The sequence below is a fragment of the Kutzneria sp. CA-103260 genome, assembly GCF_018263855.1.
GTDB lineage: Bacteria > Actinomycetota > Actinomycetes > Mycobacteriales > Pseudonocardiaceae > Kutzneria.
The window spans coordinates 3,035,127-3,057,040 of the sequence record NZ_CP073318.1 but is presented as its reverse complement, the minus strand read 5'-3'; the positions used below and the strand labels follow the sequence as shown (position 1 = coordinate 3,057,040).

The 21,914-nt window shown below is 72.2% G+C and carries 19 protein-coding genes and 1 pseudogene; 9 read left to right on the top strand and 11 right to left on the bottom strand.

Going from position 1 to position 21,914, the window contains the following annotated elements; genetic code table 11:
* Positions 1 to 2: 2 nt before the first annotated feature.
* On the bottom strand, positions 3 to 626 hold the full coding sequence (locus JJ691_RS13205; RefSeq protein ID WP_211769062.1) for a TetR/AcrR family transcriptional regulator: 624 nt from the start codon (positions 624 to 626) through the stop codon (positions 3 to 5).
* A 149-nt stretch (positions 627 to 775) separates the two neighbouring features.
* The gene (locus JJ691_RS13200) at positions 776 to 1,513 is read right to left on the bottom strand and encodes an SDR family NAD(P)-dependent oxidoreductase (RefSeq protein ID WP_211769061.1); all 738 of its coding nucleotides are present in this window, start codon (positions 1,511 to 1,513) and stop codon (positions 776 to 778) included.
* Between the two features lie 91 nt (positions 1,514 to 1,604).
* Between JJ691_RS13200 and JJ691_RS13195 the strand changes: the two genes are divergently transcribed.
* Both JJ691_RS13195 and JJ691_RS13190 read left to right on the top strand, forming a co-directional pair.
* Positions 1,605 to 1,973: a DUF1707 SHOCT-like domain-containing protein gene (locus JJ691_RS13195; protein ID WP_249227884.1), complete on the top strand. Its 369-nt coding sequence runs from the start codon at positions 1,605 to 1,607 to the stop codon at positions 1,971 to 1,973.
* Positions 1,974 to 1,996: 23 nt separating this feature from the next.
* Complete coding sequence (locus tag JJ691_RS13190; RefSeq protein ID WP_211769059.1) at positions 1,997 to 3,403, top strand: amidase; 1,407 nt, start codon at positions 1,997 to 1,999, stop codon at positions 3,401 to 3,403.
* Here the strand turns inward: JJ691_RS13190 and JJ691_RS13185 are convergent.
* The gene (locus JJ691_RS13185) at positions 3,400 to 4,278 is read right to left on the bottom strand and encodes a LysR family transcriptional regulator (protein WP_211769058.1); all 879 of its coding nucleotides are present in this window, start codon (positions 4,276 to 4,278) and stop codon (positions 3,400 to 3,402) included. The two genes, JJ691_RS13190 and JJ691_RS13185, sit on opposite strands and share 4 nt — an antisense overlap.
* A gap of 71 nt (positions 4,279 to 4,349) precedes the next feature.
* Between JJ691_RS13185 and JJ691_RS13180 the strand changes: the two genes are divergently transcribed.
* Positions 4,350 to 5,204 (top strand): dihydrodipicolinate synthase family protein, encoded by an 855-nt coding sequence (locus tag JJ691_RS13180; RefSeq protein ID WP_211769057.1) that lies wholly within the window; start codon positions 4,350 to 4,352, stop codon positions 5,202 to 5,204.
* Here JJ691_RS13180 and JJ691_RS13175 read toward each other — a convergent pair.
* Positions 5,191 to 6,483 carry an MATE family efflux transporter gene (locus JJ691_RS13175; RefSeq protein ID WP_249227883.1) on the bottom strand — a complete coding sequence of 431 codons (1,293 nt, stop codon included), beginning with the start codon at positions 6,481 to 6,483 and terminating at the stop codon, positions 5,191 to 5,193. The two genes, JJ691_RS13180 and JJ691_RS13175, sit on opposite strands and share 14 nt — an antisense overlap.
* 70 nt (positions 6,484 to 6,553) lie before the next feature.
* On the opposite strand from JJ691_RS13175, the gene JJ691_RS13170 reads away from it, so the two are divergent.
* On the top strand, positions 6,554 to 7,075 hold the full coding sequence (locus tag JJ691_RS13170; RefSeq protein ID WP_211769055.1) for a CGNR zinc finger domain-containing protein: 522 nt from the start codon (positions 6,554 to 6,556) through the stop codon (positions 7,073 to 7,075).
* 124 nt (positions 7,076 to 7,199) lie between these two features.
* On the opposite strand, the gene JJ691_RS13165 is transcribed toward JJ691_RS13170, so the two are convergent.
* Complete coding sequence (locus JJ691_RS13165; protein WP_211769054.1) at positions 7,200 to 8,462, bottom strand: hypothetical protein; 1,263 nt, start codon at positions 8,460 to 8,462, stop codon at positions 7,200 to 7,202.
* 306 nt (positions 8,463 to 8,768) lie between these two features.
* Between JJ691_RS13165 and JJ691_RS13160 the strand changes: the two genes are divergently transcribed.
* On the top strand, positions 8,769 to 9,545 hold the full coding sequence (locus tag JJ691_RS13160; RefSeq protein WP_211769053.1) for a class I SAM-dependent methyltransferase: 777 nt from the start codon (positions 8,769 to 8,771) through the stop codon (positions 9,543 to 9,545).
* 132 nt (positions 9,546 to 9,677) lie between these two features.
* Here the strand turns inward: JJ691_RS13160 and JJ691_RS13155 are convergent, their stop codons facing one another.
* From JJ691_RS13155 to JJ691_RS13140, 4 genes are all read right to left on the bottom strand, one after another.
* Positions 9,678 to 10,844 carry an SPFH domain-containing protein gene (locus JJ691_RS13155; RefSeq protein WP_211769052.1) on the bottom strand — a complete coding sequence of 389 codons (1,167 nt, stop codon included), beginning with the start codon at positions 10,842 to 10,844 and terminating at the stop codon, positions 9,678 to 9,680.
* Complete coding sequence (locus tag JJ691_RS13150; RefSeq protein WP_211769051.1) at positions 10,844 to 11,275, bottom strand: NfeD family protein; 432 nt, start codon at positions 11,273 to 11,275, stop codon at positions 10,844 to 10,846. The genes JJ691_RS13155 and JJ691_RS13150 overlap by 1 nt, the downstream gene beginning before the upstream one ends.
* A gap of 67 nt (positions 11,276 to 11,342) precedes the next feature.
* Entirely contained in the window at positions 11,343 to 12,149 is an 807-nt protein-coding gene (locus tag JJ691_RS13145; protein WP_211769050.1) for a DUF3097 domain-containing protein, read from the bottom strand.
* 11 nt (positions 12,150 to 12,160) lie between these two features.
* On the bottom strand, positions 12,161 to 13,006 hold the full coding sequence (locus tag JJ691_RS13140) for an acyl-CoA thioester hydrolase/BAAT C-terminal domain-containing protein (RefSeq protein ID WP_211769049.1): 846 nt from the start codon (positions 13,004 to 13,006) through the stop codon (positions 12,161 to 12,163).
* A gap of 57 nt (positions 13,007 to 13,063) precedes the next feature.
* Here JJ691_RS13140 and JJ691_RS13135 point away from each other — a divergent pair, with 57 nt between their 5' ends.
* Positions 13,064 to 14,161 carry a helix-turn-helix domain-containing protein gene (locus JJ691_RS13135; RefSeq protein ID WP_211769048.1) on the top strand — a complete coding sequence of 366 codons (1,098 nt, stop codon included), beginning with the start codon at positions 13,064 to 13,066 and terminating at the stop codon, positions 14,159 to 14,161.
* Here the strand turns inward: JJ691_RS13135 and JJ691_RS13130 are convergent.
* Both JJ691_RS13130 and JJ691_RS13125 read right to left on the bottom strand, forming a co-directional pair.
* Positions 14,142 to 14,909: an isocitrate lyase/PEP mutase family protein gene (locus JJ691_RS13130; RefSeq protein WP_211769047.1), complete on the bottom strand. Its 768-nt coding sequence runs from the start codon at positions 14,907 to 14,909 to the stop codon at positions 14,142 to 14,144. The genes JJ691_RS13135 and JJ691_RS13130 overlap by 20 nt on opposite strands.
* A gap of 26 nt (positions 14,910 to 14,935) precedes the next feature.
* Positions 14,936 to 15,460: a TetR/AcrR family transcriptional regulator gene (locus JJ691_RS13125; RefSeq protein WP_211769046.1), complete on the bottom strand. Its 525-nt coding sequence runs from the start codon at positions 15,458 to 15,460 to the stop codon at positions 14,936 to 14,938.
* 42 nt (positions 15,461 to 15,502) lie between these two features.
* Here JJ691_RS13125 and JJ691_RS13120 point away from each other — a divergent pair, with 42 nt between their 5' ends.
* The 3 genes and pseudogenes from JJ691_RS13120 (at position 15,503) to JJ691_RS13110 (ending at position 21,907) form a co-directional block, all read left to right on the top strand.
* The gene (locus JJ691_RS13120) at positions 15,503 to 15,976 is read left to right on the top strand and encodes a GNAT family N-acetyltransferase (RefSeq protein ID WP_211769045.1); all 474 of its coding nucleotides are present in this window, start codon (positions 15,503 to 15,505) and stop codon (positions 15,974 to 15,976) included.
* A gap of 63 nt (positions 15,977 to 16,039) precedes the next feature.
* Positions 16,040 to 18,886 (top strand): annotated as a pseudogene (locus JJ691_RS13115) (GH92 family glycosyl hydrolase); the annotation flags it as partial.
* A 27-nt stretch (positions 18,887 to 18,913) separates the two neighbouring features.
* Positions 18,914 to 21,907, top strand: coding sequence for an ATP-binding protein (locus tag JJ691_RS13110; protein WP_249227882.1), 2,994 nt, complete (start codon positions 18,914 to 18,916; stop codon positions 21,905 to 21,907).
* The last annotated feature ends 7 nt before the right edge of the window (positions 21,908 to 21,914 follow it).

Here is a 21,914-nt window from a genome sequence, read left to right as displayed (position 1 = left end):
GTTTAGGAGCATTCCTGCTCGACGCTCCGCGCGGGCGTGGAGACGGCCGCCGCGAACACGCCGAGACCGAGCGAATAGGGGTCGTCGAGACCGATCTGGCGCAGCGCGTCGGGCGGCAATGCCAGAAGGGACAACGAGATTCCCAACAGATAGGCGTCGAGCACCCCGACATCCCGGGTCGAGCTGTCCAGTCCGGCGACCTGGTGCAGCGCCACCGCCGACTCGGCATTGGCGATCGCCATTTCTCCCAGCGCCTGCCGCACTCCGGGGCGGCGTACCGCCTCCAGGTACAGCTCGGCCATCGCCAGCAGCTGCGTCGGGTCCCCGTTGACCGCGCGGCGCAGCAGCGCCGGGTACAGCTCCCCCAGTTGGCTCGGCGACACCTGCGCCGGCGTCGTGTCCCGCAGCCGTTGCACCGCCGCCCGATGCTCCTCGGCCATTCGCGCGGCCGCCGCCTCCAGCAGGGACTCCCTGGTCGGGAAGTAGTTCTTGGTGGTGCCCTGCGGCACCTCCGCCTCGCGGTCCACCGCGCGATGGGTCAGCCCGCGGCCGCCCTCCCGCGCCAGTATCGCGATGGCGGCGTCACCCAGCAGCGCCCGCCGGGACCCCGGACGTCGATCACCCACATGATCACCCTAGCTGTGGTACCACGCCTGTGGTGATCACGACGCGCCGCAGGCCAGCAGCTATGTGGATCACAGTTCGAGGATCACTCGGAGGGAATGGAGAGCGCGGTGGCGGGCAGTCGGCCCGGGTCGACTGCCCGCCACCCGGGCTACCGCGGATCGGCCGCCGACCAGGTCTGCCCGTTGTCCTCGCCGGCCAGCCGCGAGATCAGCCGCCCCGCGCTGTGCTCGGGCGTCAGCAGTCGGCCGCTGTCCTTGGCGTCGGTGAAGAACGCCCTGGTCCGGGGGTCCATCCGTGCGCCGGCCTCCTCCCGCACCCAGGTCTGCATCGAGGTGTCGACGGTGCCGGGCTGGTAGATGTTCGCGGTCACGCCGGTGCCGGCGAGCTCGGCGGCCAGGTTCACGGTGTGCCCCTCCACCGCCACCTTGGTCGTGGTGTAGAGGTTGCCGCCGATCATGAACGTGGGGATGCTGGCGGCCCCGCTGGACAGGTTCACGATCCGGCCCCAGCCCCGGGCCAGCATGCCCGGCAGCAGGCCGACGGTCAGCGCGATCACGCCCGTGACATTCACGTTGACCGCCGCCGCCACCTCGGCCGGATCGAGCTCGGCGGTCGGGCCGACCGGCCACGGCACGGCGGCGTTGTTAATCAAGATGTCGACCTCGCCGGCCTGCTTGGCCACCGCCGCGACCTGAGCCAGATCGCCCAGGTCAGCGGGGATGACCGTGGCGGCGGTCGACACCAGCGCCGCGGTCTCCTCCAATTGGTCCCGCGACCGGGCCACCAGCACCACGTTCGCGCCCTCGGCGGCCAGCCCGACCGCCAGCGCCCGACCGATCCCCCGTCCCGCGCCGGTGACCAGCGCGGTCTTCCCCTCCAGTGTCATGCCTTGATCATGGCGTACGTCCCTCGACGTACGCGCAGGTGCCGCTTTCCAACCGACGTCGGTGGCGGTGGGCGCGCGGAGCATGGAGGTCATGACCCAGATGAGAGCGTCCAACGAGGACCGGGAGCGGGTCGTCGAGCGGCTCAACGACGCCGTCGGCAAGGGCCTGCTGACCCTGGCCGAGGCCGAGGAGCGCATCGCCGCCGCCTACGACGCCAAGTTCCTCGACGACCTGCCGCCGCTGACCGCCGACCTGCCCGACCCCACCCCGCCACCACGGCCCGAGCCGAAACCCGGCCGCCGTCGAGCGCCGGGCTTCGACCCCCGCCTACTCGTGGCGCTGGCCGTGATCGCCGGCGTGCTCGTGCTCAGCCACGGCTTCGCCCTCCCGCTGATCGTGCTGGCCGTCGTGGCGACGAAGTTCGGCCGGTGGCGCCACTGCGGGCCTGCCCGTATGTAAGGAACAGCCCTACTGTCGAGGGCATGGACCTCGACGACGTGTGTTTCGCCGGCGCCGCCGCCCAGGCCGACCTGCTGCGCGCCGGCGAATTGTCGTCACGGGAGCTGGTGGCCGCCACGCTGGGGCGCGTCGAGCGGCACGACCGGGAGCTCAACGCCTACCGACTGGTGTTCGCCGAGCAGGCCATGGCGTGCGCGGCGGCGGCCGACGAGCGCCGGGCCCACGGGGAGGACGCGTCGCTGCTGGGCGTGCCGATCGCCGTGAAGGAAGACCTGGCGATCGCCGGCCTGCCGACCACCACCGGCACCTACGCAGTCGACAGATCCGAGCCCGCGGACTCGGAGGTGGTGCGGCGGCTACGGGCCGCGGGCGCGGTGATCGTGGGCCGCACCCGCATGCCGGAGCTGGGGTTGTGGCCGTACACCGAGTCGGCGTTCGCGGGCGCGACCCGCAACCCGTGGTCGCTCGGGCACACCTCCGGCGGGTCCAGCGGCGGCTCGGCGAGCGCCGTGTGCGCGGGCCTGGCCGGCGCGGCCATCGGCACCGACGGCGCCGGCTCGATCCGCATCCCCGCCGCGTCGACCGGTGTGTTCGGCCTCAAGCCGCAGCGCGGGCGGGTGTCGCTGCACCCCAACGGCGAGCTGTGGACGGGCATGGTCGTGGCCGGGCCGCTGAGCCGGCACGTGCGGGACTGGGCCCTGGTCGCCGACCAGATCCGGGGCTCACTGCCCAGCGACCCGGTCGCGGCGATCCCGCCTCGCATGAGCTTCGTCGACGCCGCCGCCACCGCACCCGGCCGGTTGCGGGTGGCCGTGTCGCTCAAGCCCTGGGTTGCCGGGGCCCCGGTGGACGAGCAGGTGCGTGCGGCCGTGCTGGGCACCGTCGGGCTGCTACGGGAGCTGGGGCACGAGGTCATCGAGCGGGACCCCACGCTGCTCGACCCGACCACGCAGCTCGCGCTGGCCCCGCGCTACCTGTCCAGCGCCGCCGAAGCCGTGGCCGCGCTGGACCGCCCGAACGCCGTGGAGCGCCGCACCCGCCAGGTCGCGGCGCTGGGCCGGGCCGTGCCGCGCTGGCTGGTCGTGCGGTCGCGGCGGTTCGGGGAGCGGTTCTCGCAGGTCGCCAACCAGGTCTTCGCCCACGCCGACGTGCTGCTCACCCCCACCCTGACCCGCCCGCCGATCCGGGTCGGCGAGTGGCAGGACCGTTCCACCCTCACCACCCTGCTGGCCGCCAACCGCTACACGGCGTTCCTGCCGCAGTGGAACATCGCCGGCAACCCGGCCGCCTCCGTGCCGGCCGGCTTCACGCCTGATGGTCTGCCGCTGGCCGTGCAGCTGGTCGGGCGCCCGCATGACGAGTGCACGCTGCTGTCCCTTTCGTCCCAGATCGAGACCGCGCGTCCCTGGGCCGACCAGCGGCCTTTCTAGAGTTCCGCCGGCACGGCCGTGCGCAGGGCGTCGGCGAAGGCCAGCACGGCGGGATGGCCCTCGGCGCCGCTGCGGTGGGCGATGCTGGTGTGCCGGGCGAGGGACAGACGGGTCAGCGTGACGCCGTCGGGGCGGTCGACCAGGCCCAGCTGCGGCACGAGCGCCACGCCCTGGCCGGCGGCGACCAGGGCGAGCACGGTGGCGAAGTCGTCGACCTGGTGGCGGGCGTGCGGGGTGAAGCCGGCGGCCTGGCCGGCGTGCACGGTCATGCGGTGGCACAGCGTGCCCTCGACGGCCAGGATCCACGGCTGGTCGCGGCAGTCGGCGACGGTGGTGAGCGCGGGGTCGGCGGTGGCCAGGTACATCGCCTCCCGGCACAGCGGTATCACCGCGATACCGGGCTCGGGCGGAACCGGGGCGAAGTCGTACTCGTGCACGAGGGCGACGTCGAGGTCGCCAGCGCGCAGGGCGTCGGCGACCAGGGCCGGATCGAGCTCCACGACCATGGGTTCCAGCCCGGGATGCCGCCGCGCCAGCGCGGCCAGCGCCGCCGGCACCATGGCGCGGCCGGCGCTGGGGAACGTGCCGATGCGCAGCGACCCGGACAGGCCCCGCCGCGCGCCGTCCAGCTCGGCGGCGGCGCGTTCCAGCTGGGCCAGCACGGCCTCGGTGTGCCGGACCAGGCCCCGGCCTGCCGGCGTGAGCACGACCCGACGGCCGCTGCGGGCCAGCAGTGGCACACCGGCTTCCCGTTCCAGGGCGCTGAGCTGTTGGGACACCGCTGAGGGCGTGAACGCCACCGCCTCGGCGACCGCGGCGATGGTGCCGCGATGGGCCAGTTCCCGCAGCAGCCGCAGCCGGCGCACGTCGAGCATCAGCCCAGCTTACGTATTACCGTGCGAATGCGAACTGGACCTGCATGATCGTGGTCGGCAGGCTGGACCGCATGGATGGCATCCTGCTCCCGCTGATCACCCCGTTCGCCGCGGACGGCAGCGTGGCCGCCGACGCGCTGGCGGCCCTGGCCGACCAGGCGCTGACCGACGGCGCGACCGGCGTCGTCGCACTGGGCACCACCGCTGAGGCCTTCGCTCTCGACGCCGACGAGCGCCGCCTGGTTCTCGACGTCTGCGCCCGGGTCTGCCGTGAGCACGGGGCCGCGCTGGCCATCGGCGCGGGCGGCAGCGACACCCGCGCCAGCGCCGCCGCCCTGGCCGCGCACCCCGACGTCGACGCCGCGCTGGTGCCGGTGCCGTACTACGTGCGCCCCGGCGAGGCCGGCGTCATCGCCCACTTCACGCAGCTTGCTGCGGACAGCCCGGTGCCGCTGCTCGTTTACCACGTGCCCCACCGCACCGCCCAGCCGCTCAGCGGCGCCACACTGCTGGCGCTCAGCCGCATCCCCAACGTCGTCGGGGCCAAGGTCGCCAGCGGCATGACCGAGGACGCCGTCGCGCTGCTCGGCGGCTGCGCCCCCGACTTCGCCGTGTTCGCCGGCGACGACGCCTACCTGTCGCCGATGCTGGCCCTCGGCGCCCGTGGCGGCATCACCGCCTCCGCGCACCTGGCCACCGAGCGGTTCGCCCGGCTGGTGTCGGCGTGGCACAAGGGTGACGTCGACACCGCCCGCCCGTTGGGCCACAGCCTGGCCCGCCTGGCGTCCGCGCTGTTCGCCGAGCCCAACCCCACCGTGCTCAAGGGCGTGCTGCACGCCCAGGGCCGCATCCCCACGCCCGACGTCCGCCTGCCGCTGCTGCCCGCGAGCGAGCAGTCCGTGGCCGCCGCGCTCACGCTGTTGTAGGTACGGAAGCGCCCAGCACCGCCCACCGGCCCGACCGCAGGCGCGTCAGGTTGTTGCCCAGGCGGACCAGCAGGAACACGGTGAACGCGCACCAGATGCCGACCAGACCCCACCCGAGGCTCAGCGACGTCCACACCACGGGCAGGAAGCCGAGGAACGCCGCCAGCGCGTTGGCGGTGCGCAGGAACTTGGCGTCGCCAGCGCCGAGCAGCACACCGTCGAGCACGAAGACGATGCCGCCGACAGGCTGGAGAGCGACGAAGAACCACCAGGCCTGTGGGATCTGGCCCAGCACCGCCGGGTCGCTGGTGAACAGCGGCGGCAGCACGGAGGTCAGGGCGGCGAACAGCGCGGCCAGGGCTAGGCCGAAGACCAGGCCATAGCGGGTAACCTGCCAGGCCACCCGGGACGCGAGGTCGCGGTCACCGGCCCCGAGGGCGGAGCCGACCAGGGCTTGGGCGGCGATGGCCAGGGCGTCCAGCACGAAGGCGAGGAACATCCAGAGCTGGAAGACGATCTGGTGCGCGCCGACGGCCGCGGCGGAGGTGTGGGCAGCCACGGCGGTGCCGGAGACCCAGCAGGCCTGGAACGCCAACCCCATGATCGCGACCTCACGGCCGAACGACAGCTGCGCCCGTAGCTGTGACGGCACCGGCCGCAGCGACATGCCCTCCGCGCGCAGCGCCCGTACGAACAGGCTCGCGGAGATGAGTTGCGCGAGGACGTTGGCGATGGCCGAGCCGTTCAGGCCCCATCCGAGCCCGTAGACGAGCACCGGACACAGCACAGCGGAGATGCCGTTGCCGGCCAACACGAATCGCAGCGGTCGGCGCATGTCCTGCACGCCGCGCATCCAGCCGTTGCCGGCCATGGTGATCAGCACCAGCGGCGCCCCGAACAGGGCGATCCGCAGCCACCCGACGGCCGCGGCCGCCGACTCCGCGGAGCCGGCGAGCAACCCGGCGACCGGCGCGGCCAGCAACTGGCCTAACCCGAGCAGCACCAGCCCAGCGAGCACGGCGACCCACGTGGCCTGCACGCCCTCGGCCACGGCGTCGGCCCGCCGACCGGCCCCGTGCAGGCGGGCGGCGCGGGCGGTGGTGCCGAAGCTCAGGAAGGTCATCTGTTGCGCGACCTGCGACAACACGACCGTGCCAACCGACAGCCCGGCCAACTGCACGGCCCCGAGATGCCCGACCACGGCAGTGTCCACCAGCAGGTAGAGGGGTTCGGCGGCGAGCACGCCCAAGGCCGGCACGGCCAGTCTCAGCAGCTGCACGGCGAACCTCCGGTAATGAGCCAAATGCGCTTTCACCCCTGACGGCCGGAGCCTACGGTAAGGTCCGCTCATGGACAACGCCGCTTACCTGGACGTCGCGCTGCGGCTGGCCAACGCCGACCTGACCGAGGTCGACGGCCTGCGCGAAGCCCTCTACGAGGAGCCGTGGTGGGCCGAGCGCACCGGGGAGCGCGACCTGCACGCCCTACGCCCGGTCGCCGACGGCCTGCGCCGCGTGCTGGCCGCGGCCGTCGCCGCCGACCGCCGGGCCGTAGAGAAGGAGGCCAACGCCCTGCTGGCCGCGCATCCGCTGCGGCCGCAGCTGTCCTCCGGGCACGACAAGAAGCAGAACTGGCACGTGCACGTGGCCGACCCCGGCCAGTCACCCGCCACCGAGGTCGCCGCCGCGGCGGCGTGGGGCGTCGCCCAGGGCATCGTCCACTACGGACTCGAGCGCTGGGGCCGCTGCGCCGCCGAGGACTGCGGCAAGTTCTTCCTGGACACCTCCACCAACCGCGCCAAGCGGTTCTGCTCAGCCCGCTGCGCCAACCGCGTCCACGTAGCCGCCTTCCGCTCCCGCCAACGCGACTAGTTCGTGTGTCTCCAAGACCTACAAACACCGGTCACGGGGTCTCTAACCGACCCAAACCCGGCATGGTTTGGGTCGGTTAGAGACCCCGGAAGGGCGGGTTTGCTGGTCTTGGAGACACCCAAACTTAGAGGCCGCGTTTGGTGAGTTCGTCCAGGAGTTGGCGGTCGGCGACGTGGCGGCCCTTCACGCCGTCCAGGTAGGAGTTGAACGCGTCCTGCCGGCCGGTGCGCGTGAACAGGGTGCGCAGCTGAGCCAGCAGCTCCACCACCAACGCCTCATTGTGCGCGTGGGTGTCGTCGTCCAGGGCCTGCTCCACCAGACCCCGGTACACCGCGATCGCGTCGCCGGGATGATCCGCCGATCGCACGCGCGCCAGCTCCGCCCACACCTCTTCGGTGCAGCCGTGCGCCACGGCGGTCTGCCACGCCGCCTCGGGCTGCTCGTCGTGGATGAGCACCCGCACCAGCACGGAGTTCACGGTCACGTCGCCGGCTCCCTCGGTCAGCCGCCGCAGCACCAGGTCGCGCTGCTCGGCCCAGCTGCCGGCATGTTCGGCGACGGTGCGTAGTCGCAAGTAGGTGTCCATCGCCGGCTGGTTGCTGAAGATCCGCATCCGCATCGACACCGCGCGGTCGAACCAGCCCATCCGCACGCACTCGTCCACGGCCACGTCGACCAGCCGCGAGGCGACGCCCCGCCAGCCGCTGGCGCTCAGACCCCGCCCCACCCACTCCAGCACCTGCTCGGACCGCCCGGCCTCCTGCAGCAGCGTGGCGATCCGCAGGTAATGCCAGCCCGAGGACAGGTCCTTGGCCAGCGCCGCCACGTGCAGGTCCACATCACCCAGGTGCTCGGCGAGGTCTTCGGCCACCCGCAGCACCGCCCACCGGCGCCGGTCGAACACGGGCCGCTGCCCGAACTCCAGCACCGGCAGCGTCGCGCACAACGCCTCGGCCGCCTCCCGATACGCCGACAGCCCGGCCGTGTCCAACGCGCCGGCGTAATCGGTCAGCTGGACCTGCGGCCCCTCGGGATGCTCCACCTGCAACGACAGCAGCCACCGGGCCAGCCGCAGCGGATCACCCTGGTGCAGCCGGCACGCCGTGGCGTGCGCGGCCAGCGCCCGGTCGGCCAGCCCCCGCAGCACCACGACCCGCTCCGGCAGTCGCGCCAGCGCCGAGGCCAGCGACTCCACCACGTACTCGGCCAGCTCGACGGCGTCGGTGACCTTGGCCGCGCGGACCAGCCCCTCCAGCGCGGCCACGACTTCGGTGAGCGCCTGCCCGGGATCGTCACCGCCGGTGAGCGCGGCCTCCACGGCGACGCGGGTGCGAACCGCGTCCCCGCCCTCCTCCGCCCCGGGGCCACCGGGTTGGCCGCTGATCACCGCACAATCAAACCCCACATCACACGGCAGGTGAACGCGGAAGAACCGTTCGGAGCAGTGCGATCACCGCCCGGACGCGAAACGGCGCTGGGAGTGACCGACCGTGGCCGCGGACGTCCGGTGACCCATCGAATTGGCCGGACCCCGTCGATAGCACGCGTGGGTCGATCGTGACGCGTTTTTCGGGCCGCGAAGAACTGTCAATTGTTGCCGTTCGGTCACGAAGGTGAAGCGCATGCAACCAATTGCGCCTTATCACTCGACCGGAGCAGTGCGGCCGCATATGAGCAACTCTAGGGTTGTTCCATGCATAATCGCGTGGATTACGACGAGGGGCTGCACGCAGTCTACGAACGAGGACGCGCGCTGCCGGCCGAGACCGTCGCCACGTGGATGGCCGCGCTTGCGCGCAACGCCCCCGAACGGCGCCCGCTGACCGTGCTCGACCTGGGCTCGGGCACCGGCCGATTCAGCGACGCCATCGCCGACACGTTCGGCGGCCCGGTGTACGGCGTAGAACCCTCGGCCCGGATGCGGGAGGTCGCCGAGGCCCGCCACCCGCATCCCGCCGTGAGTTATCTGGACGGCCGCGCCGAGGCGATCCCGCTGGCCGATCACAGCTGCGACCTGGCGGTCATGTTCCTGGTCCTGCACCACGTGGAGCACCGCGCGCTGGGCGTGAAGGAGTTGGCCCGGGTGCTGCGGCCGGGGGCCCGGCTGTGCGTGCACAGCGGCTTCTCCGGCCAGATGCACGACCACGTGTGGTACCGCTACTTCGCGCGTGCCCGCGAAGTGGACGACATGGTGTTCCCCCGGTTGGACGAGGTCATCGCCCAGTTCAGCGAGGCCGGCCTGGCCTACGTCGGCCTCGACCAGGTCGACCAGCAGGTCGCGGCCAGCCTGCCCGCCTATTTCGAGCGATTTCGACATCGCTCCTTTTCGACGTTGCAGCATATGTCGGAAGAGGAGATCACCACCGGCATGGCCGCGATGGCCGAGGCTGCGAAGCGGGCCGAAGGCGAGCCGGCCGTTCCGGTAATCCAAACGGCGGACCTGCTCGTCCTGGAGCGCGTCGACACGTAGTCGTCCACCCACGGTCAGTGTGCCGTAAATCTCAGGAAACGCTTTTCAGGCGGCCGGCCGGGCGAACCGGCCGGGAAATCTTGGAAATGCGGAGCCCCCGGACCGCACCGGTCCGGGGGCTCCATAACGAGATCAGGCCCGCGGGCCGTCCGACAACTCGGTGTAACCGGTCTGGGGGCCGGGCTCGTCCGAGGTGATCTCGGCCGCCGCCCGCTCCGCGGCCCGCACCGCGTGCGTCGCCTCGGTCTCGGCCGGCGGGTCGAACCAGTTGGCCACCGTCTCGTCCATCTCCTCCGGCGCCGGCGCCGCGGCGTCCGGGGCCGGAGGCTCGTAGCGGAACACGCCGTCCTCGCCGGGCGCGCCCAGCATCCGGGCGAAACCCTCCAGGGCCTTGCCGTAGTCGGTGGGGATCATCCACACCTTGTTGGCGTCGCCCTGCGCCATCTGCGGCAGCGTCTGCAGGTACTGGTAGGCCAGCACCTCCGGGGTCGGGCGGCCCGCCTTGATCGCCGCGAACACCTTCTCGATCGCCTTGGCCTGGCCCTGGGCCTGCAGGTAGCGGGCGGCCCGCTCGCCCTCGGCCCGCAGGATCCGGGACTGCCGGTCGGCCTCGGCGGCCAGGATCGCCGCCTGCTTGGCGCCCTCGGCCGCCAGGATCTGGCCCTGCTTCTGGCCCTCGGCCGTCTTGATCGCCGACTCCCGCTGGCCCTCGGCGGTCAGGATCATCGCGCGCTTCTCCCGGTCGGCGCGCATCTGCTTCTCCATCGAGTCCTGGATGGACGGCGGCGGGTCGATGGCCTTGAGCTCCACCCGGGCCACCCGGATGCCCCACCGGCCGGTCGCCTCGTCCAGCACCCCGCGCAGCTGGTTGTTGATCGAGTCGCGGGAGGTCAGCGTCTGCTCCAGGCTCATGCCGCCGACCACGTTGCGCAGCGTCGTGGTGGTCAACTGCTCCACGCCGACGATGTAGTTGGAGATCTCGTAGACCGCGGCCCGCGGGTCGGTCACCTGGAAGTAGACGACGGTGTCGATGGAGACCGTCAGGTTGTCCTCGGTGATCACCGGCTGCGGCGGGAAGGACACCACCTGCTCGCGCAGGTCGATGCGGGCCCGCACCCGGTCCAGGAACGGCATCAGCAGCTTCGGGCCGGGCGTCGCGGTCGCCCGGTACCGGCCGAGCCGCTCGATCACCGCAGCCTGCGCCTGCGGGATGATCAGCACGGACTTCACCGCGATCGTCAACACCACCAGGATGATGACGATCACGACGATAAGCGTGGTCACTGTCGCTGCCTCCATCAGTTCTCCGCCCACACGATTGCCGTCGCTCCCGAGATGTCCATGACGATCACCTGGCGGCCCGGCTCCAACCGCTGCGTCGGCTCGAACGCCCGAGCCGACCACACCTCGCCCTTGATGCGCACCCGGCCGTCGTGCTCGTCGACGGTCGAGACCACCACGGCCTGCACGCCCTTGAGCGCCTCGATCCCGGTCCGGTGGTCGAGGCCGCCCGCCATCAGCCGGCTGCGCAGGACCGGCCGGACCGCGAACAAGCCGACCAGGGTGGTCGCGGCGAACACGATGGCGTCGACGAGCAGGCTGCCGCCGACCACGTCGGCCAGCGCCGCCGCCAGTCCCCCGACGCCCAGCATCACGAGGACGAAGTCCCCGGACAGGACCTCGGCGAGCACCAGCGCGACGCCGAACAGGAGCCACAGCAGAGCGGCCATGCCTCCATCGTGGCAGAACCCGGCGGCCCCCATCGGGCGACCGGGCCGCACGTGACCCGCGTGTGACCTAGGCCGGCTCCGTGACGAAGTCGATCAAGCGCTCGACCGCCCCGAGCAGCGGCGTCTCCAGGTCGCGGAAGCCCTTCACGCCGGCCAGCACCCGCCGCCAGCCGTCGGTCGGGTCGCCCCAGCCGAGGGCTTCGCAGATGCCTTCCTTCCACGGGACGCCGCGCGGCACCACCGGCCAGGCCCGGATGCCCACCGAGGCCGGCTTCACCGCCTGCCAGATGTCGACGTAGGGATGCCCGGTCACCAGCACGTGCTCGTCGCGGATGGCCGACACCAGCCGCGACTCCTTGGAGCCCTCGACCAGGTGGTCCACCAGCACGCCCAGCCGACGGCCGGGGCCGGTGCCGAACTCCTCGATCCGCCCGGCCAGCACGTCCACGCCGTCCAGCGGCTCCACCACCACGCCCTCGACCCGCAGGTCGTGCCCCCACACCCGCTCCACCAGCGTCGCGTCGTGCAGGCCCTCCACCCAGATCCGGCTGTCCCGGGCGGTGCGGGCCCGCAGGCCCTCGACCTTCACCGACCCCGACGCCGACAGCTGCCGCTTCGGGGCCTCGGCCTTGGGCCGGACCAGCGTGACCGGCCGGCCGTCGAGCAGGAAGCCGATCGGGGTCAGCGGGAACAGGCGGTGGCGGCCGTGCCGGTCCTCCAGCACCACGTTTCCGGACTCGAACCGGACGACAGCGCCGCAGAACCCGGACGCCGGGTCCTCGACCACCACACCCGGCTCGGCGGCCACCTCGGGGATTTCCCGGCGCTTCTTCGGTCCGGCCAGCACGTCGCGGCCGTAGTCGTGGGAACGCACAGCGCCGGACCCTATCGGGTGACGCCCAGGTTCTCTTGGAGGAACTCCAGCGTGGCGGCCCACGCCGCGGCCCGGGCCTTGGTGTTGACCTCCGGCGAGCCGCCCATCTCGAACATCACTCCCGGCCCCGGCGAGAGCGTGTCGGTGAACGGCTGCCCGGGCGGGCCGTTGAGCGGGTGCCCCGCGCCCTCGTAGATGCGCAGCTCCACATTGTCGGCCCCGTCGGCCGCGGCCTGGCAGTACTCCACCGTCGGCCAGTTCTGGTCGTCGCTGCCGCACAGCATCAGCACCGGGCCGTCAATGCGCTCCACCGGGATCCGGAACCGCGCCACGTCGACCGGCACGTCCGGGAACGCCAGCCGCAGCCGCACCGGCTGCCCCTGGGCCACCTGCTCCCGCAGCTCGTCGCGCACCTGGTAGGGCAGGTAGTCCAGCGGCTTGCGGCGCAGCGTCCACGACGCCGCCGGCGTGTCCAGGATGTCCAGCAGCGTGCCGGCGCGGTAGTCGACGCCCTGGGTCAGCAGCCCGCCGCCGGCCACGCCGACCACCGCCCCGACCCGGTCGTCGTGCGCGCCGACCAGCAGCGCAGCCTCCCCGCCCCGGGACCCGCCGACGACACCGATCTTGCCGCTGGACAGCGAGGCGATCTTGTCCACCGCGGCGAAGAAGTACTCCAGCGGGATGTCCACCAGCCCCGGCGGGAGCGTCGGCAGGCCGAAGTAGGCCAGCGCCAACACGTTGTAGCCCTCCGCGTGCAGCGCCCGGGCGTCCCGTTCGTGCAGGCCGCCCTCGGCCCCGCCGAGCAGCAGCACACCGGGTGCGTTCACGGGCTGGGTCAGCAGCAGGCTCTCGGTCACCCGTCGAGTCTGCCGGTTCGGCCACCCATCCGATCACCGGGTTGCGACCATTGGGCCGTGACCACGTACTCGGCCGTGCGCACGACCGGCATCTACTGCCGGCCCGGCTGCGGCGCCAAGCCCCTCGCGGAGAACGTCCGCACGTTCGAGCTGGCGGCGTCGGCCGAGGCCGCCGGGTATCGCGCGTGCCTGAAGTGCCGGCCCTACCGGGTGGCCGGGCCGGTGCGCGCGGACGCGCCGGAGCTGGTCTGCCGAGCGGTGCAGCTGATCATCAACGGCCTGTTGGACGAGGCCAACGAGGAGGCGGTCGGGGCACGGCTGGGCGTGTCGGCCCGACACCTGAGGCGGCTGTTCCTCGAACACCTCGGCGTGACGCCGGACGGGTTCGCGCGGTCGAGGCGGGCTCACTTCGCCCGCCGGCTGCTGGACGACACCGATCTGACGATCGCCGAGGTGGCGTTCGCGTCCGGGTTCGGCAGTCTGCGCCAGTTCAACCGCGCGATGCGGGAGGTGTTCCGGTCGCCGCCCAGCGACCTGCGGGTCCGGCGCCGCAAGGCCGACCGGCTGGTCGCCGACGGCGGGCTGCTGCTGCGGATGCCGTTCGGTCCCGACTACGACTGGACGGCCACGTTGGGTCAGCTCGACAACAGGCTGGTGCCGGGCGTGGAGTCCATTGTAGACGACACCTACCGGCGGACGATCACCCTGGACGGCGATCCCGGGATGCTGGAGATCGGCCCCGGCGGGTCGGACCACCTGCTGCTGCGGGCCCATCTGCCGTACTGGGAAGGCGTGATCCACGTCGCGGAGCGGGCGGCCCGGCTGGCCGGCATCGACCGTGAGACGCCGGGCGCGTGGGCGCCGCTGGAGATCGCCGTCAACGCCGTCGCCGAGGACATCGGCAACCTGGTTCGCCGGCACGGCACGCCGGTCGACGGCTTGGACCACGGGCTGACCCACGCCTTTCCGGCCGCGGAAGTGCTCGCCGACGAGCTGGGCGTCGTCGGCGAGCTGGCCCGGGCAGTGGTGGCCGGCAAGCTCCGGCTGGACTGGGCCGAGCCACGCGACGACCTGCTCGCCACGCTGGCCGCCGTGGGCGTGCCGGAGCCGGCGGCGAGCACGGTCGCCCGCAGGCTCACGCCAACAGCTGGTTGAGCTCCCCGTAGGACAGGCCCTCGGCCATCGTGTCGTAGGTGCCGGTGGTCAGCAGCTCCCGGGCCGCCGCGGCCGCCAACCCGTAGGCGGCCTGGGCGATTCCGGTGCCGACGCTGATCCGCGCCACGCCCAGCGCGGCCAGCTCGGCGATCGTCGGCGCGCCGGGATGGGCCATCACGTTGAGCGGCAGCGGCCCGTCCACCAGCACCTTGATCACCGCCGGGTCGACCACGCCCGGCACGAACAGCGAGTCCGCGCCGGCCGCCGCGTACCGCTCGGCCCGCGCCAGCGTCTCGGCCACGTCGCCCGAGCCCATCAGAAAGGTGTCGGTGCGGGCGTTGATCACCAGGTCGCCGGCCTCCCGAGCCGCCGCCAGCCGGTCGACCTGCGCCTGCACGTCCAGCAGCGCGCCGTCGGCGCTGTCCTCGATGTTCACGCCGAGCGCCCCGGTCGAGGCCACCTCGGCGACCGTCCACGCCACTTCCTCGGGGGTGTCGCCGTAGCCGCCCTCGATGTCGGCGGTCACCGGCACGGTCACCACCCGCACGATCCGGCGCAACGCCTCCAGCGCGACGGTGCGCCCGAGGCCGCCGGCGTCGGGCACGCCCCGCGACCACGACACCCCGCCACTGGTGGTGGCGATCGCCTTCGCGCCGGCGGCCTGGATCGCCGCCGCGGACGCCGGGTCCCAGGCATTGGGCAGCACCAGCGGCGTCGGCAGCGCACGCAGCGCGTTGTTGTTCTCCATGCGTCCAGGATTTCCGACCGGGACGCTCAGGTCTGGCCATATTCGGTCATGATCGAACGGATCGCCGCCGTGGTGCGCTCCACGTCGCCGGTGGCCAGCAGGTCCAGCAGCGCGCCCCGCAGCACCGCGAGCACGAGCGTGCACGCCGTGCGGTCCGCGCCGGTGTCGGCCAGCACGGCCAGCCAGTCCTCGACGGTGGCGCGGGCGAACCCCGCCCACGGGCCGTCCGCAGCGACCAGGGAACGGCCGTAGCCCTCCAGCCACAGCGTCAGCAGTGCCCGGTGCTCGGGCGCGGCCAGCCACGCCCACACCGCCTCGGCGACCTCGGCCAGGCCTCCGCCGCGCACCTGGTCCAGCAGCGCCAGCTCGTCGGCTCGGGCCCGCGCCAGCAGCTCGCGGACCAGGCCGTCCTTGCTGCCGAACAGGAACAGCAGCACCCGGGGGCTGGAGCCGATCGCCGCCGCCAGCGGGCGCAGCGACAGGTCGGCCAGGCCGTGTTCCAGCGCGTACGCGTAGGCCTGGCGCAGAAGGTCGTCGCGACGGTCGGTCATGGCCGCTATCCTACTGAAACAGTCGTTTCAGTGGAGGCGTGCATGAGTGTGCTGATCAGAACCGCCGACCGACCCGGCGACCTGGGCTGGATGGTGCAGGCCCACGGCGAGGCCTACGCCGCCGAGTATGGCTGGGACGTCAGCTTCGAGCGGCTGGTGGCGGGGATCGTCGGCGACATCGACCCGACCCGGGACACCGGCTGGATCGCCGAGCTGGACGGTCGCCGGGTCGGCTGCGTGCTGTGCGTGGCCGGCGACGACGGCGAGGCGGTGCTGCGCATCCTGCTCGTGCACCCGGACGGCCGTGGTCACGGCGTCGGCGGCCGGCTTGTCGACACGTGTCTGGAGCACGCCCGCTCCCACGGCTTCCGCGGGGTGCGTCTGTGGACCAACGACTGCCTGGACGCCGCCCGGCACCTCTACCTGACCCGCGGCTTCACCCTCGTCGACGAACAGCCCCACCACAGCTTCGGCGCTGACTTGATTGGACAGACCTACCGTCTGGCCCTTGTATAGACCAATCCGCTGCCCGTAGCGTCCCGCCAACGCGTGTGACATCGATGTCAGCGAAGGCGGTTACGCATGAGACCCCCTGCACTCATCGTTTCGGTCCTGACGGCTCTGTCGGTGCTGGTGGCCGTGCCGGCGGCGGCGAGCGCCGACCCGGTCGGCTCGGTCAACCCGTTCGTCGGCACCCAGAACAACCCCAACGCCAGCTACCCGCCGTTCGGCAAGGGCTACGGCAACACCTTCCCCGGCGCGACCACGCCGTTCGGCATGGTCCAGTTCAGCCCCGACACCTACAACACGGCCTCGGGCGCGGACAACTGGGGCGGCTACGAGTACCCGGCCAACCAGATCCGCGGCTTCAGCCTCACCCACCTGGACGGCACCGGCTGCGAGGGCTCGTTCGGCTTCCACGACCTGCCGTTCATGCCCTACACCGGCAGTCTGAACAGCAACGGCGCACTGCCGTCCTCCCCGGCGACCAACGCCGCCGCCTACCGCTCCGGCTTCAGCCACAGCACCGAATCGGCCAGCCCCGGCCGCTACGGCGTGACCCTGGCCAACGGGGCCAAGGTGGAGCTGACCGCCACCGCCCGCACCGGCATGGCCCGCTTCACCTTCCCAGCCGGCCAGCCGTCGACCGTGCTGATCAACGCCGGCGGCTCGGCCAACGGCGACAGCGCCTCGTCGGTGTCGATCAGCGGCAACACCGTCACCGGATCGGCCCGCACCACCGGCACCTGCGGCGGCGGCAGCTACACCGTGTACTTCTCGGCCCGCTTCGACCAAGCCGTCAGCAACTACGGCACCTGGAACGGCGGCACGGTGTCCGCCCGCGGCACGTCCGCCTCGGGCACGAACACCGGCACCTACCTGACCTTTCCGGCCGGTTCCACCGTCACCGTCCGGGTTGGGCTGTCCTACGTGCGCACCGCCAACGCCACGGCCAATGTGGCCGCCGAGAACCCGTCGGCGAGCTTCGACACCGTGGCGGCCAACGCTTCGAGCGTGTGGGCGGCCAAGCTCGGCGCGGTCCGCACCACGGGCGGATCGGCGACCCAGCAGAGCGTCTTCTACACCGCCCTCTACCACGCGCTGCTGCACCCCAACCTCTTCGACGACAGCAACGGCGAATACCTCGGCATGGACGGCAAGTCCCACACCGTCGCCGCGGGCCACCACCAGTACGCCAACTTCTCCGGCTGGGACGTCTACCGCTCCGAGGTCCAGCTGATCACCCTGCTGTTCCCCAGCGTCGGCTCCGACATGGCCCAGTCCCTGGTCAACGACGCCTCGCAGGCCGGCAGCTGGTACAACTGGCCGTACGCCAACGTGCCGGTCAACATCATGAACGGCGACTCGCTGGAGTCGGTGGTCTCCAGCATCTACTCCTTCGGCGGCACCAGCTTCGACGCCGCCGGCGCGCTGTCCAGCATGGTCGGCACCCAATCCCTGCCGGCGACCAAGACCATCCGCGGCGGCCTCTACGAGTACGCCGGCACCGGCTACATCCCGCGCGGCACCGGCAACGTGTGGGGGCCGGCGGCCACCACGCTGGAGTACGCCATCGACGACTTCGGCATCGCCCAGCTGGCCGGCCGCCTCGGCGACACCGCGAACTACACCGCCTTCATGCAGCGGGCCCAGAACTGGCAGAACCTGTTCAGCCCGGCCACCAAGTCGATCACGCCCCGCTACCAGAACGGCCTGTTCGCCACCGACTACAACCTCAACTCCGACAACAACGACCAGTTCGTGGAGGGCACCGGCACCCAGTACAGCTGGATGGTGCCGCAGAACATCGCCGCGCTGGTGGCCAAGATGGGCGGCAACGCGGCCGTCTCCAGCCGGCTCGACACCTTCTTCGGCCAGCTCAATGCCGGCGTGGTCAACGGCGCGTACGCCTGGCTGACCAACGAGCCGACGATCGGCACGCCCTACCTGTATGACTTCGTCGGCGCGCCCAGCAAGACCCAGGCCCTGGTCCGGCGGGTGCTGTCCGGCCTGTTCACCAACGCCCCCAACGGCTTGCAGGGCAACGACGACCTCGGCGAGCTGTCGGCCAGCTACGTCTGGGGCGCGCTGGGCATGTATCCGTCGATCACCGGCCGGGCCGAGCTGGCGCTGGCCAGCCCGATCTTCACCCAGACGGTGATCACCCGCGACAACGGCCGGACGCTGACGGTCAATGCACCGTCCACTTCGGACAGCAACCAGTACGTGTCCGCGTTGGCGGTCAACGGGGTCGGGCAGTCCCGCACCTGGCTGCCGGAGTCGTTCGTGGCGGGCGGCGGCACCGTCGACTTCACCATGACCGGCTCGCCCACCTCCTGGGGAACCGGCTCCGGTGACGCGCCGCCGTCGTTCTCCGACGGGCAGAACGGCTTCAACAACATCGGCGCGTCCAACGACGGCAGCGCCACCACCGCCAACCTCGACTCGTCCGGGCACAGCTACTCCACCCAGGCCCTGGCCGCCGCCGGCATCAACCCCGGCGGCACCGTCAGCGCCAACGGGATGAGCTTCACCTGGCCGTCGGCGGCGGCCGGCAAGCCGGACAACTGGCTGGTCAACGGGCAGGTGATCGATCTCGGCGGCCGGTCGGCCTCGCGGATCTCGTTCCTCGGCTCGGCCAGCAACGGCCCGGCCACCGGCGCCGCGACCGTCACCTACACCGACGGCAGCACCTCGTCGGTGTCGATCACCATGACCGACTGGGCGGTCGGCACGCCCCAGTCCGGTGACACCGTGGCCGCCACCCTGGGGCACTGGAACGCCGCCGACGGCTCCAGCCTGCAGACCTACCTGTTCGCCACCACACCCGCCGGCCTCACCGCCGGCAAGCAGGTCCGCAGCGTCACCCTGCCGGCGTCGACCGACCAGGGGGCCATGCACATCTTCGCGGTGTCAGCCATGTGACAACGAAGCCGCCTGAATAATGGATCAGTGCGGTTCGGCGTTCTGGGCACGACCCTGATGTGGTCCGCCGACGGGGATCAGATCCCCGTCGGCGGACCCCGCGTGCGCACCCTGCTCACCCTGCTGGCGTTGGACGCCGGCCGGATCGTCGCCGCCGAGCGGCTCATCGACGGCCTGTACGGGCAGGAGCCGCCGGCCAACGCCGCCAACGCCCTGCAGGCCCAGGTGTCCCGGCTGCGCCGGGTCCTGCCCAGCGGCGAGATCGAGTCCCACCCCACCGGCTACCGGCTGGCCGTCGACCCGGCTTCGGTCGACGCCCACGTGTTCGCCCGGCTGGTCGCCGACGGCCGGCACGCGCTGGCCGGCGGCGACCATCAAAGCGCGGCCAAGCTGCTGCGGGAGGCGCTGGGCCTGTGGCGGGGGCCGGCGCTGGCTGACGCGCCGTCCGAGGAGGGCACCCGGCTCGACGAGCTGCGGACTATCGCCACCGAGGACCTGCTCGAAGCCTCGCTGGCCGACGTCGACGTCATCCCCGAACTACGGCAGCTCATCGCCCGGCACCCGCTGCGGGAACGGCCCCGCGCACTGCTGATGCGCGCCCTGCACGCCGCCGGGCGGTCGGCCGAGGCGCTGGAGGTGTTTGAGGACGCTCGCACACTGCTGGCCGACGAGCTCGGCGCCGACCCGTCGCCGGATCTGGCCGATGTGCACCTGGCCGTGCTGCGCGCCGAGCCCGTCCAGCGGCTTCGCCGCCTGCCCGCCCAGCTGACCAGCTTCGTCGGTCGGGTCGAGGAGCGGGATCACGTCGCCGCTCTGCTCGACACCGGCCGGCTCGTGACGCTGCTCGGGCCCGGCGGCGCGGGCAAGACGCGGCTGGCCGTGGAGGCCGCTGGGGTGATCGACGGCGAGGTCTGCTTCGTCGACCTGGCCGCGCTGGCCTCGGACGACAAGGTCGCGCACGCCGTCGTCGCCGCCCTCGGCCTGCGGGATGCCGGAATGCTGTCCGCCGTCTCGAGCGGCGACGTCGTCGACCGTCTCATCAGCGCCTTGGAGGACCGGTCGCTGCTACTGGTAGTGGACAACTGCGAGCACGTCATCGCCGACGTCGCGCCGCTGCTGCACACCCTGCTCGCCGCGTGCCCGCAGCTGCGGGTGCTGGCCACCAGCCGCGAGGCGCTGGGCATCACTGGCGAGACCATCCACCCCGTGGTACGGCTGAGCCCCGAGGCCGCCCGCGCGCTGTTCGCCGACCGGGCTCGCGCAGTGCGCCCCGATTTCGCGCCCGATGACAACCTTGTCGACCGGATCTGCGCTGGGCTCGACGGTCTGCCGCTGGCCATCGAACTGGCCGCCGCGCGACTGCGCAGTCTGTCCCTGGCCGACATCGACGCGCGGCTCGACGACCGGTTCCGGCTGCTGTCCCGTGGCGACCGCACCAAGGCGCAGCGGCACCAGACCCTGCACGCTGTCGTCGACTGGAGCTGGGACCTGCTCAGTTCCGACGAGCAGGCCGTCGCCCGGCGGCTCACCGTCTTCGTCGGCGGGGCCAGCCTGGCCGCCGCCGAGCGCGTCTGCGCGCTGCCCGACACCATCGACCTGCTGGCCGATCTGGTCGACAAGTCCCTGGTCGAGGTGGCCGACGGGCGCTACCGGATGCTCGACACCATCAGGGCCTTCTGCACCGGGCAGCTGGCCGGTGCGGAGGAGGAGACGGCTCGGGACGCGCATCTCGCGTATTTCCTGGAGCTCGCCCAGACCGCCGAGCCACACCTGCGTGGATCCGAGCAACTGAGCTGGCTGGCGCTGCTCAACACCGAGCACGCCAACCTGCTGGCCGCCCTGCGCCGGGCCGTGCAGACCGACCCTTCCTCGGCGCTGCTGCTGGCCGGCGAGCTCGCCTCGTACTGGTATCTGCGGGGGCTTCGGGCCGAGGTCGCCCCCATCGCGACCGAACTCCTCGCCAAGATCGGCACCACCCCGCCGGCGGAGCTGGGCGAGGAGTACGTGCTCTGCGTGCTCAACGCCGCCATCGTGCACGGCGCCTCAGCCGCGTGGCTCCAGCCGCACATGGCCGCCGCACGGGGCATCGTCTCCGTGCAGACCGTGCCGCCTCGACTGCCGGCCATCATCGTGCTGTGGGCGCTGACCGTCGGGCCCCTCGACATTCGCCCGCCCGAGACCTACTTCGACGACTCCGGCTGGCTCCGGTCGCTCAGGCAGTTCGCCCTCGGCTGGAACGGCCTGTTCGCCGGCGACGTCGCCGTGGCCCGGGAGGCCTTCGAGCAGTCCCTGGCCGGCTACCGCTCCGTCGGCGACCGGTGGGGCATCTCCAACGCCGTCGACGCCCTGGCCATGCTCGCGCAGTGGCGGGGCTCCTTCGCCGAGGCACTTCGACTGACCGACGAGGCCATCGCCCTGGTGTCCGAGCTGGAAGCCTTGGAGGACATGGCCGACCTCACCTGCCGGCGGGCTTCCCGCCGGCTGCGCTCCGGCGACCTGCCCGGCGCCTTGGCCGACTACTCACGGGCCGAGGCGCTCGCCCGTCGTACCGGCATCCCCGAGACCATCGCCACCGTCCACCGCGGCCTCGGCGACATAGCCCGGCTCCAGGGCCGCCTCACCGACGCCCGCCGCCACTACGAGCTCGCGCTCTCCGACTCTCTGGCCCACACCGTCAACGCCTCCGGCGTCCACTCCGCCGTGCTCGTCGGGCTCGCCCACCTCGACCCTGCCCGCATCCCCGAGCTGCGCTCCCAGATCCTCGCCGGCGCCTCCGGCCTCTACCTCGTCGCCGCCGACATCGCCGAAGGCCTCGCCAGCCTTTCGGCCTTGGAAGGCGATGGTGCTCAGGCCGCCCTCCTCCTCGGCGCGGCCGTCGTCATCCGCGGCACCACCCTCGTCAACGACACCGAGGTCGCCCGCACCCGCACCCTCATCGGCCCCGCCTTCGACCCCCACTACCGCCGCGGCCAGTCTTTGTCCCGCGCCGAAGCCCTCTCCCTGGCCGGCATCGAGCCGTGACTTCTTT